The organism is Mycolicibacillus trivialis (assembly GCF_002102395.1).
GTDB classification, from domain to species: domain Bacteria; phylum Actinomycetota; class Actinomycetes; order Mycobacteriales; family Mycobacteriaceae; genus Mycobacterium; species Mycobacterium triviale.
This window is the reverse complement of sequence record NZ_LQPZ01000052.1, coordinates 1-11,015: the sequence shown is the minus strand read 5'-3', so window position 1 is coordinate 11,015 and position 11,015 is coordinate 1. Positions and strand designations below refer to the sequence as shown.

Genomic DNA, 11,015 nt, shown 5'->3' with positions numbered 1-11,015 from the left:
AATACGAGACGATCATCAACACAGCCGCCTCAGCGGCATGACACCGACACTGTCACCCGATCGTGCACCAGTCCCGTGGGCTTGGGTGGCGAGTTTGAGTACGTCGCTCATCGGTAGCCAGGTGCCGCCGCCGGTGTGGGCTTTGGGGCCGCCGGCGTGGGCGGTGCGCGGTGGGGTTTGCAGTTCGGTGAGGGTGGTGGTGACCACGATGGTGGCGGGTAGGCCGTTGTGGGTGCCGAGTTGGCCGGAGGCGAGCATGGCGGTGGCCAGGGCGGCCAGGGCGTCGTGGTTGCGTTGGCCGGTGCTGCGGTCGTCGTTGTCGATGGCGGCCTGGTGGGGGGTGCCGTCGCGGCAGGGGGTGGTGTCGGCGGGGTTGCACATCCCGGGTGCGGCCCAGCGGGCCAGGACGGCGTCGAGGGCGGCGCGTGCTGTGGGGGTGAGGGTGGCGGTCAGGGTGCTCATCCCGTCGGCGTCTTGACGGCCCAGCGATAGGTGGCGGCGGCGGGTGCGGTCGATGTCGGAGAACAGGCCGTCGGGGTTGAGGCAGTCGGCCAGGCAGGAGGCGAGTTTGGCCAGCTCGTCGGGGCGGTGATCGCAGGCGAGGTTGGCGAGGTGTTTTTCGGCGTTGGCGGCCAGTTCGGGCAGGACGTCGGTGGGCAGGTGGTGCCAGAAGTCGCGGATGATGTGGATGTGGGCGCTGTTGATGTGTCCGGCGCGGGCGGCGGCGGCGGTGGTCGGCAGCAGTGGGGGCAGGGGTTGGCCGTCGAAGCGCCGCCGGGGGCCCAGGTCGGCGGTTTCGTCGATGCGGCGTTTGGCTTCGGCGCGGGTCAGGTGAAGCCGATCGGCGAGGGCCCAGTGCAGTTTGCCGCCGAGTTCATCGGGGTCGGCGTGGGTCAGCTCGTCGATCAGGGGGCGTTCTAGGCCCGGTAGGCGCCGGCGCAGGGTTTCGATGCGCTCGAGCAGGTTGAGCCGTTCGGGGGTGGTCAGGGCGTCAAAGGACAGGTCCAGGGCGCGGGTCAGGTCGGCGTCCAGGGCGTCGAAGGCTTCGACGACCTCTTCCCGACTGCTCGAACGCATGTTCGAATTATAGCTCGCGGGTCGGACACCGCGCACCCCCGAAAACCAGCCCGAAACACTTGAGGCACAAGTGATTACTGAGCCGACACTCCCGTCACCCCAGCCCCAGCAGCCAGAGCCGTTACAGCCAACCCGCACCGCTCCTCATCGGTTTGCGAGGCGATACCCAGCCGCGTCGCAGCGAGAAGGGGAAAACTCGGCGCATGGTCATCGGAATGCGCGCTGTCGCGGCGGCCGTTGCGGCGGCCGCAACCGCCCTCGGCGGCGCCGCGCCGGTCTCTGCCGACCCCGACGGTCAGATGTACGGCGACCCGGGCGCCGCCGCTCCCTACTGGCGCTACCAGCACCAGGAGGACTGTGGATTGATGGCCGTCGCCGACGTCGTCGGCCAGGTCACCGGCCGTGAACCCTCGCAAGTGGGCATCGAACTGCGCGGGGTCTTCACCCACAGCGAGGTGCACCGCGGCAGCGTCTACGCCTTCGACGGCACCTCACCGGACGATCTCGTACTGCTGTTGAGCAGATACGGCATCGCCTCCGATCTCAGCACCGGTAACACCATGGCCGGGTTGGAACAAGACCTCGCCGGCGGGCACAAGGTGATCGCCGGGGTGAACGCGGAAACCATCTGGAATTCCCCCCAGGGGCAGCGGGGTCAGGCCGATCACGCCGTCGTCGTCACCGGCGTCGATACCCGCTCGGATGTCGTCCACCTCAACGACAGCGGTACTCCCACCGGCCGCGACGAGCAGATCCCGACGGCCACGTTCACCCAAGCGTGGTCGACGGGTGACAACCTGTTGATCGTCACCCGCTGACTCACCGCAGCTGACCCACCACCACCGGCAACCCCGGGTCAGTCGCCACGTCCAGCGACGACGGCGCCGCGCCCGCCGCGACCAACTGCGCGGCGTAGGCGGCGATCATCGCGCCGTTGTCGGTGCACAGCCGCGGCCGCGGCACCCGCAACGTCAGGCCGGCCTGCGCGCAGCGGTCCTCGGCCAGCTCCCGCAGCCGGGAGTTGGCGGCCACCCCGCCGGCGATGAGCAGCGTGGACACTCCCAGTTCGGTCGCTGCGCGCACCGCCTTCATGGTCAACACGTCGGCGACCGCCTCCTGGAAGCCGGCCGCGACATCGGCGGCCGGCGTGTCCGGGTGGGCTTCGACGTGCCGGGCCACCGCGGTCTTCAGCCCGGAGAAGCTGAACGCGTGCCGCTCGTCGCGCGGCCCGGTCATCCCGCGCGGGAACACGATGGCGTCGGGGTCGCCGGTGCGGGCGAGCTCGTCGAGCACTCGCCCACCCGGGTAGCCCAGCCCCAGCAGCCGGGCCACCTTGTCGTAGGCCTCCCCCGCCGCGTCGTCGACGGTGGCCCCCAACTCGGTGACCGGCTCGGCCAGCGACCGTACGTGCAACAGGTGGGTGTGTCCTCCGGAGACCAGCAGCGCCACGGATTCCGGCAGCGGCCCGTGCTGGTAGACGTCGGCGGCCAGATGTCCACACAGGTGGTTGACCGCGTAGAACGGCACCCGCCAGGCGGCGGCATAGGCCTTCGCGGCGGCCACCCCGACCAGCAGCGCACCGGCCAGCCCGGGCCCGATGGTCACGGCCACCACGTCGGGACGGTCGATGCCTGCGGCGGTCAGTGCCCGGTTCATGGTGGGGCCGAGTGCCTCCAGGTGCGCACGCGACGCGATCTCGGGCACCACGCCGCCGAAGCGGACATGCTCGTCGACGCTGGAGGCCACCTCGTCGGCCAGCAGGGTCAGCGTGCCGTCCGCATCCAGCCGCGCGATACCCACACCCGTTTCGTCGCAGGAGGTTTCGATCGCCAGGACGGTGGTCATGACCCGGCCCCCGCCTCGCGACGCATCGTGTAGGCGTCCGCGCCACTGGCCCGGTAATAGCGTTTGCGCAGCCCGACGGTGACGAACCCGGCATCGCGGTAGAGCCCGATCGCGGCGTCGTTGTCGGTGCGCACCTCCAGATGGACGGCGCCGTCGCCGGCGAACTCCAGCATCTCGGCCAGCAGCCGACGGCCGATCCCGTGTCCCTGGTGAGCCGGGTCGACGCCGATGGTGTGGATCTCGTACTCGAACGGCGGGGTGCGTCCCAACCGGGAGATGCCGGCGTAGCCGACGACCTCGTCCCCGACCCGGGCGGCCGTGTAGCGGTTGTGCGGCGCCTCCAGCTCACGCAGGAACGCCGCGCGCGGCCACGGGTCGTCGCCGGGGAACAGCTGTGACTCCAGCTCGGCGCAGCGTTCGGCGTCGTCATACCGCAGCGGCCCGTACTGCACGGTGGCGCGCTCGGCACGGCTCTTGGCGTCCGGACGACGCAGGTAGCGCGGCCGCAGCGGCGCGGGGGCGCGGTTCCAGTCGGTCACCGCAGCCGCCAGCCCGGCCGCGTCGGGGTGCGCGATGTCGAGCACCGGCAGTCCGAACAGCCCCGCGTGCTGCGGGGAGCCGGCGACAGCGGCGGCCGAGCCCGGGTCGACGTCGGCCGGCGCGGCCACCGCCGGCCCGTCGATGCGCCGCCCGTCGCGGTAACGCGCCCAGTAGATCTCCCGGCGGCGCGCGTCGGTGACCACCAGCGCCTCCCCGCTGGTGCGCACTCCGATCGCATCCAGGCTGCACACCCCGTGGACCGGGATGCCGAGGGCTTGGCCGTAGCCGGCGGCGGTGGCCATGCCCACCCGCAGCCCGGTGAACGGGCCCGGGCCGCAGCCGACGACCACCGCCTGCACGTCGGTGATGTCCACGCCCGCGTCGCGCAGCGCGTCGAGCACGTTGGGCGTGAGTCGTTCGGCGTGGGCGCGGGGGTCGACGGTGATCCGCTCGGCGAGCACTTCGAGGATCGGCGGTCCGGCCGCACCCGGCTCGCAGCGCAGCACACCGGCGACCACCGCCGAGGTGGCGGTGTCCAGCGCGAGCACGGTGCGGGGGCCGCTCACGGGATGCTCCAACGCCAGGTCACGGTCCGTCCGTCGTCGCCGCCGGGTTCGCGGTCCAGCCGGACGTCGAGATGACGCTCGGCGAGCCGCTCGACCAGTCCCTCACCCCACTCGACCACCACCACGGCGTCGTCGAGGTCGGTGTCCAGATCCAGTGAGTCCAACTCCGCCAGCAGGTCGGCACCGGGGTGTTCGAGCAGTCGGTAGACGTCGACGTGGACCAGGTCCGGGTCACCGTCGCGGCGGGCCCGGTGTACCCGGGCGAGGACATAGGTCGGCGAGGTGATCGGACCGTCGACGTCGAGTCCTTCGGCTATTCCCTTGGTGAGCATCGTCTTTCCCGCACCGAGCGGCCCGGAGAGCACCACGACGTCGCCGGCGCGCAGCTGGCGCCCGAAGCGGGCGCCCAGCGCGACGGTGTCGGCGGCGGTCGGCAGCCTGGCCCGACCGGCCCGGTCAGACACGGCCACGCAACCGTCGGGTCAGGGTCACCAGCCGGTCCGGGGTGGCGCGCTGCACCAGCCGCACCAACGCGTCGTTGATGATGTCGGGTGACTCCAGCTGCAGCAGATGACCTGCCCCGGGGACGATGAGCAGCTCCGATTTCGGCATGGCGTCGGCCATCGCCACCGAGTTCTCCTCCGGGGTGAGCAGGTCGCGGTCACCGGCGGCCACCAGGGTCGGGATCCTGGCCAGCACCCGCAGCGCGGCGGACTCGTCGTGAACTTCCAGCGCGTGCAGGAATCCGATCACGGTGGCGATCGGGGTGTCGTGCATCATCTGCTCGGTGAACGCCACCACCGACGGGCTGATCTTCTCGTCGCCGTAGGAGCCGGCCCGCAGGATCGGCCCGATCACCGATCGCACGGCACCGCGGCCGCGGTGCAGCAGTCCCGGCGCGTAGCGTGCGGCGAACCGCACCGCTTCCAGCGCCGGGTTCTGCAGGATCTCCCCGACCGGCGAACGGGTCACCCCCTCTGCGGCCGAGGACAGCAGGGCCGCCCCCACCACCCGCGGCCCGTACTGCGCGGGGTACTGGCGGGCATGGGCGAGCACCGCCATCCCGCCCATGGAGTGCCCGACCAGGATGACCGGGCCGCGCGGCGCCATCACCTTCAGCACCGCCTCCAGGTCCTGTCCCAGCTGGGCGACGGTGTAGGTCTCCGGTCCCGGTGCGTCGGATTGGCCGTGTCCGCGCTGGTCGAAGAAGACCATCCGGACCTGCGTCCCCCACTCCTGGATCAGCCGCACCCGCTGGAAGTGGAACGCCGCCTTGCGCAGACAGAAGCCGTGGGCGAAGACCACGGTCACCGCCGCGTCCGGCGGGCCGACCTCGCGCACGGCCAGCACCGTCCCGTCCGGGGTGGTCACCAGGCAGCCGGGGTCGTGCTTGAGCATCGCGAAGTCTTCACCGGCGTAGTGGTCGACGGCGGTGGTGCGCCGGGTGACGGCCTGGGTGACCGTGGTGCCGGCGAGCGCGCCGACGGCGCCCAGGCCGGCCGCACCGGCCAGCCAACGGGTGCGCTCACCGCTGCTAGGGCTCACGGTAGGTCCTCGTGACACGTCCGCGCGGGCTGGTGACCACCTCGTAGTGGATGGTGCCCAGCATGTCGGCCCAGTCCTGGGCCAGCGGCTCGCCGGCCTGTCCCGGCCCGAACAGGACCGCCTCGTCGCCCTCGTCGACATCGACCGGCCCCGGCCCCAGGTCGACGACGAACTGGTCCATGCACACCCGGCCCACATTGCGCCGGCGCCTGCCGTTGATCAGCACCTCGAAACGCCCGCTCAGCGGCCGGAAGACGCCGTCGGCGTAGCCGATCGGCAACAGGGCGACGGTGGTGTCCCGGTCGGCGATCCAGGTCTGGCCGTAGGAGACGCCCTCCCCGGTACGCAGCGGACGCACCAGCACCACCGTGGTTTTCAGCGTCATCGCCGGGATGAGCCCTAGGTCGCCCAGGTGCGGCAGCGGGCTGAGTCCGTAGACGGCGACACCGGGTCGCACCATGTCGTAGGCCAGGTCGGGGCGGGTCATGGTGGCCGGCGAATTGGCCAGGTGCGCCACCTCGAACCGCACGCCGTGGTCGGCGGCCATCGTGAGCAGCTCGGAGAATCGTTGCGCCTGAAGGTTGTTGGAGGGGTGGTCCGGTTCGTCGGCGCAGGCCAGATGCGACATCAGCCCGCGCAGCCGGATCGCGTCGTCGGCGGCGGCGCGGCGCAGCGCGTCGAGTAGGGCGGGAAACTCAGCGGCGCGAGCCCCGTTGCGGTTCATGCCGGTGTCCACCTTGACGGTGACGGTGGCGGTGCGGCCGGTGCGGGTCACCGCGTCGAGCAGCGCGTCGAGTTGGTTCACCGAGGAGATACCGATACCGACGTCGGCGGCCAGCGCCGGCGCGAAGTCGGTCCCCGGACGGTGTAGCCAGGCCAGCACCGGCGCGGTGACCCCGTCGGCCCGCAGCGCCAGCGCCTCGTCGATGGTGGCGACACCGAGTTCGGCAGCCCCGGCGCCGACCGCGGCGCGCGCGACCTGCGCCGCGCCGTGGCCGTAGCCGTCGGCTTTGACCACCGCCATGACCTGCGCCGAACCGGCTTTCTCCCGCAGCACGCCGATGTTGTGCGCGATCGCGCCGAGGTCGATCGCGGCCTCGGCGATCAGCCCACTGGCCTGGGATGTCGCTGTCATCGCCACCATTGTCCCAAAGCCGCCGACCGAACCGGGGCCGCCGTGCCGCCCCGGCTCAGTGCGCGAAGTGCTGTTCGTCGAAGTGCCCGCCGGGTTTGGTCTTGTCCAGGGCTGCGACCGTCTTGAAAATGTCGTCCTTCAGGGCCCGCGCCAGGTCGGCCGACAGGCCTTCGCGGACCACGATCCGCAGCACCGCGACGTCCTCGGCGTCCGGCGGCATCGTGTAGGCCGGGACCTGCCAGCCGTAGGTGCGCAGTTCGTGGGAGACGTCGAACTCGGTGTAGCCGCGGTCCCCGGCGAGCCGGAAACTGACCACCGGGATGGCCGAGCCGTCGGTGATCATCTCGAAGTGTCCGCTGGCGGCCAGTTCCTTGGCGAGCCAACGCGCGGTCTCCGACAGCGAGCGCATGATCTCGGTGAAGCCGTCACGCCCCAGGCGCAGGAAGTTGTAGTACTGACCGACGACCTGGTTGCCGGGCCGGGAGAAGTTCAGCGTGAACGTCGGCATGTCGCCGCCGAGGTAGTTGACCCGGAACACCAACTCGTCGGGCAGTTGGTCGCGATCACGCCAAACGACGAAGCCGATGCCCGGATAGGTGAGCCCGTACTTGTGGCCGCTGACGTTGATCGACACCACCCGCGGCAGGCGGAAGTCCCACACCAGTTCGGGGTGCAGGAACGGCACGACGAAGCCGCCGCTGGCCGCGTCCACGTGGACCGGCACGTCGGGGCCGTCAGCCTTGGCGGCCAGCTCGTCGAGCGCAGCGCAGATCTCGGCGACCGGTTCCAGTTCGCCGGTGTAGGTGGTGCCCAGGATCGCCACCACCCCGATGGTGTCCTCGTCGACGGCGTCGACGACCTGCTCGGCGGTGATCACGTAACGGTCCTCTGCCATCGGCAAATAGCGCGGTTCGACGTCGAAGTAGCGGCAGAACTTCTCCCACACGACCTGCACGTTGGCGCCCATCACCAGGTTGGGCGTGCGCGACTTCCAGTCCTTGTTCGCCGCCTCCAAACGCTTGCGCCAGCGCCACTTCATCGCCAGCCCGCCGAGCATCACCGCTTCGGAGGAGCCGATGGTCGACACCCCGGTGGCGCTGTTCGGGTCGGTGTCGTCGAGACCGGTGGCGTGGAAGAGGTCGGCGACCATCGACACACAGCGCTGTTCGATCGCGGCGGTGGCCGGGTATTCGTCCTTGTCGATCATGTTCTTGTCGAACGTCTCGGCCATCAGTTTCTCGGCCTCGGGGTCCATCCAGGTGGTGACGAAGGTGGCCAGGTTGAGCCGGGAGGACCCGTCGAGCATCAGCTCGTCGTGGATGAACCGGTAGGCCGCCTCCGGCTCCATCGACTCTTCGGGCAGCCGCAGCGCGGGCACCGGCGTCGAGGAGAACCGGCCGGTGTAGGCGGGTGCGATTGAGTGCGCAGGAACAGAGGGGTGGGATGACACGGACGGGTCCTCTCTAGTGGGTGTTTTCTCGGTTTCGGAGTTCGGCGATCGCGGCGCGGATGTGGTGCAGAATCCGCGACGCGGAGGCGGGCGCGGTGCCGGCGCCGGGGTCGGCGGCCGCGAGCGCGGCGGCGCGGGTGTGCACGAATACGGCGACCGCGGCGGCTTCGCCGGCCGGGAGCCCGGCGGCCAGCAGTGCGCCGATCATCCCGGAGAGCACGTCGCCGGAGCCGGCCGTCGCCGCCCAGGACTGGCCGGCCGGATTGAGGTAGACCGATCCGCCGCCGGGTTCGGCGATGACCGTGACGTGCCCCTTGAGCAACACGGTGGCCCCGAACCTGTCGGCCAGGGCGCGGGCGGCGCCGACCCGGTCTGCTCCGGGCGGCTCCCCGGCGAGCCGGGCGAACTCTCCGGCGTGCGGGGTGAGCACCGTCGGTGCGGTCCGACCGGCGACCAGGTCGGGGTGGGCGGCCAGCATGGTCAGCGCGTCGGCGTCGACGATGACCGGCAGGTCGGTGTCCAGCGCGAACCACAGCGCAGCGGCGGCGGTCTCGTCGGTGCCCAATCCGGGCCCGACCGCCCAGGCCTGGACCCGGCCTGCGGCCGCCGCGCTGGGGGCGATGACGACTTCGGGCCAGTGGTCGACCACCTCGGCGGCGGCGCTACCCGCGTACCGGACCATCCCGGAGGTGGCGGCAACCGCGGCGCCGGCACACAGGATCGCCGCACCCGGGTACGCCGCCGAGCCGGCCAGCACCCCGGTGACCCCCTGGGTGTACTTGTCGTCGGAGCGGTGCGGCACCGGCCAGCGCGCCGCCGCCTCAGCCGCGTCGATGCCCAGCAGGTCGGTGTCGGGCAGGTCCAGACCGATGTCGATCAGCTCCACCCGCCCGCAGTCGGCCAGCGCGTGTACGGGTTTGCGACCCCCGAACGTGACGGTGACCGCGGCACGCACGGCCGGTCCGTCGGCGGCACCGGTGTGCGGGTCGAGACCGCTGGGCAGGTCGACGGCGACGACCGGGATGCCGGCGTCCTCGATCGCGGCGAAGACCTCGGCGGCGGCCGGGCGCAGCGAGCCCCGGGCGGCCAGACCCACCACCCCGTCGATGACCAGGTCGGTGCCGGGGCGGACCTGCTCGACCCGCCGGCCGCCGGCTTTGTCGAACGCGGCGAGCCCGGCGGCATGCGCGCGGTCGGGGTTGAGCAGGATCGCGTCGGCCGCGACGCCGCGACGGCGCAGCAGGGTCGCGGCCCACAGCGCGTCGCCGCCGTTGTCACCGGAGCCCACCACCGCGCACACCCGCCGGCCGACGACACCGCCGGTGCGGCGCCGCAGTTCGTCGAGAAGGACGCCGGTGAGCCCGAATGCGGCCCTCCGCATCAGGACACCGTCGGGCAGACCGGCCAGCAGTGGCGCTTCGGCGGCACGGATCTGTTCAACGGTGTAGTAGTGCCGCATCTGCTCCCGTCCCGCTCGAATCGGTCCGACGCGCACCAGAGTACGTCGTGACACCGGCTCCGGAGCCTGCTGATGACCGAAACCGACCGTCGGCGAGTGTCCTTCACTAGGCTGGGGATCGTGTTCTGGTCATGCGCGACATGCGGAGTGGAACACGATGCCACTCCTGAGGTTTGTTCGATCTGCGCCGACGAGCGCCAGTGGGTCCCCCGCACAGGGCAGCAGTGGACGACGTTGGAACAGTTGGCCGCCGAGGGAACGCACTCGCATACGGAATTCCTCGAGCCCGGGTTGCTTGTGGTCGGCGCTACACCGCGGTTCGGGATCGGCCAGCAGGCCAAGCTGGTAGTCACCGAGGCGGGGAATCTGCTGTGGGATCCGTGTGGGTTCCTCGACGACGCCGCCGTGGCCGCGGTCGCTGCGCAGGGACCGGTGATCGGGATCGCGGCCAGCCACCCGCACATGTTCGGGGCGCAGGTGGAGTGGAGTCGCCGGCTCGGCGACGTGCCGGTCTACGTCAATGCCGCTGACGCCGAGTGGGTACGACGCCCTGATCCGGTGATCCAGCAGTGGTCGGGAACCCTGTCGCTGACCGATGCGCTGACCCTGGTTCAGGTCGGCGGCCATTTCCCCGGAAACGCGGTCGCCCATTGGCGGGACGGTGCCAACGGACGCGGGGTGCTGCTCACCGGGGACACGATCTTCCCCAACCCGGACCGCGCGTCGGTGGGATTCATGCGCAGCTATCCGAATCTGATTCCGCTGTCGGGGGCGGTGGTCGCGCGGATGGCGGCCACGTTGGCGGCGCTGCGTTTCGACCGGGCGTACGGGCTGTTCACCAACGCGATCGAGACCGACGCGCAGGCGGTGGTGCAGCGATCTGCTGAACGTCACATCGCCTGGGTACGCGGCGATTACGACGATCTGACCTGATCTCCGCTGGGCCTCTCACCCGTTTCGGGCGGCTTCCTGTGCCAGTTGGACCCGCGAGGTCGCCCCGAGCTTGGCATACACATGGGTCAGATGCGTCTGCACCGTCCGCGGCGACACGAACAACCGCGCCGCAACCTCCTTGTTCGACAACCCCTCCCCCACCAACCGCACCACCTCACACTCCGCCGGCGTCAACGCATCCCAACCCTGCGCCGGCCGCCCCCGCTCACCACGCCCCCGCAACGCATACGCCACCGCCTCCCCCGACGACAACGCCAACCCCTCACCCCACGCCACCCCGAACGCCTGCTCCCCCAACCCCGACCGCACCGACCCCACCAACTCCGCATAACCGGCGTCATACACCCCGAACCGCACCTGACCACTAGGGACTGGTGCACGATCGGGTGACAGTGTCGGTGTCATGCCGCTGAGGCGGCTGTGTTGATGATCGTCTCGTATTGG

The 11,015-nt window shown here is 71.0% G+C and carries 10 protein-coding genes and 2 pseudogenes; 2 read left to right on the top strand and 10 right to left on the bottom strand.

Translation table 11 applies throughout. From position 1 onward, the window contains the following. Positions 1 to 75: 75 nt before the first annotated feature. Positions 76 to 1,077, bottom strand: a pseudogene (locus tag AWC30_RS16980) (DUF222 domain-containing protein); the annotation flags it as partial. A gap of 203 nt (positions 1,078 to 1,280) precedes the next feature. Between AWC30_RS16980 and AWC30_RS16975 the strand changes: the two are divergent. Beyond that, positions 1,281 to 1,895, top strand: a complete 615-nt coding sequence (locus AWC30_RS16975; protein WP_085111420.1) for a C39 family peptidase — start codon at positions 1,281 to 1,283, stop codon at positions 1,893 to 1,895. Between the two features lies 1 nt (position 1,896). On the opposite strand, the gene tsaD is transcribed toward AWC30_RS16975, so the two are convergent. The 8 genes and pseudogenes from tsaD to AWC30_RS16940 form a co-directional block, all read right to left on the bottom strand. Further along, on the bottom strand, positions 1,897 to 2,922 hold the full coding sequence (gene tsaD / locus AWC30_RS16970; RefSeq protein WP_085111419.1) for a tRNA (adenosine(37)-N6)-threonylcarbamoyltransferase complex transferase subunit TsaD: 1,026 nt from the start codon (positions 2,920 to 2,922) through the stop codon (positions 1,897 to 1,899). Then, positions 2,919 to 3,374: a ribosomal protein S18-alanine N-acetyltransferase gene (gene rimI, locus AWC30_RS18250; protein WP_308214377.1), complete on the bottom strand. Its 456-nt coding sequence runs from the start codon at positions 3,372 to 3,374 to the stop codon at positions 2,919 to 2,921. Before rimI ends, tsaD begins: the two co-directional genes overlap by 4 nt. A gap of 6 nt (positions 3,375 to 3,380) precedes the next feature. Beyond that, positions 3,381 to 4,028, bottom strand: a pseudogene (tsaB, locus tag AWC30_RS18245) (tRNA (adenosine(37)-N6)-threonylcarbamoyltransferase complex dimerization subunit type 1 TsaB); the annotation flags it as partial. Then, positions 4,025 to 4,492, bottom strand: a complete 468-nt coding sequence (gene tsaE, locus AWC30_RS16960) for a tRNA (adenosine(37)-N6)-threonylcarbamoyltransferase complex ATPase subunit type 1 TsaE (RefSeq protein WP_085111423.1) — start codon at positions 4,490 to 4,492, stop codon at positions 4,025 to 4,027. The pseudogene tsaB and the gene tsaE, both read right to left, overlap by 4 nt. Further along, positions 4,485 to 5,573 (bottom strand): alpha/beta fold hydrolase, encoded by a 1,089-nt coding sequence (locus tag AWC30_RS16955; RefSeq protein ID WP_085111417.1) that lies wholly within the window; start codon positions 5,571 to 5,573, stop codon positions 4,485 to 4,487. The genes tsaE and AWC30_RS16955 overlap by 8 nt, the downstream gene beginning before the upstream one ends. Further along, positions 5,563 to 6,708: an alanine racemase gene (alr, locus tag AWC30_RS16950; RefSeq protein ID WP_085111422.1), complete on the bottom strand. Its 1,146-nt coding sequence runs from the start codon at positions 6,706 to 6,708 to the stop codon at positions 5,563 to 5,565. The genes AWC30_RS16955 and alr overlap by 11 nt, the downstream gene beginning before the upstream one ends. A 55-nt stretch (positions 6,709 to 6,763) precedes the next feature. Continuing rightward, on the bottom strand, positions 6,764 to 8,158 hold the full coding sequence (gene gad / locus AWC30_RS16945) for a glutamate decarboxylase (protein WP_085111416.1): 1,395 nt from the start codon (positions 8,156 to 8,158) through the stop codon (positions 6,764 to 6,766). A gap of 13 nt (positions 8,159 to 8,171) precedes the next feature. Beyond that, positions 8,172 to 9,617: an NAD(P)H-hydrate dehydratase gene (locus AWC30_RS16940; protein ID WP_085111415.1), complete on the bottom strand. Its 1,446-nt coding sequence runs from the start codon at positions 9,615 to 9,617 to the stop codon at positions 8,172 to 8,174. Between the two features lie 117 nt (positions 9,618 to 9,734). Here AWC30_RS16940 and AWC30_RS16935 point away from each other — a divergent pair, with 117 nt between their 5' ends. Continuing rightward, entirely contained in the window at positions 9,735 to 10,550 is an 816-nt protein-coding gene (locus AWC30_RS16935) for an MBL fold metallo-hydrolase (RefSeq protein WP_207568468.1), read from the top strand. A 15-nt stretch (positions 10,551 to 10,565) separates the two neighbouring features. Here AWC30_RS16935 and AWC30_RS16930 read toward each other — a convergent pair. Beyond that, positions 10,566 to 11,015, bottom strand: a 450-nt coding sequence (locus AWC30_RS16930) for a response regulator transcription factor (protein WP_133053716.1), incomplete at its 5' end; no start/stop codon positions are given.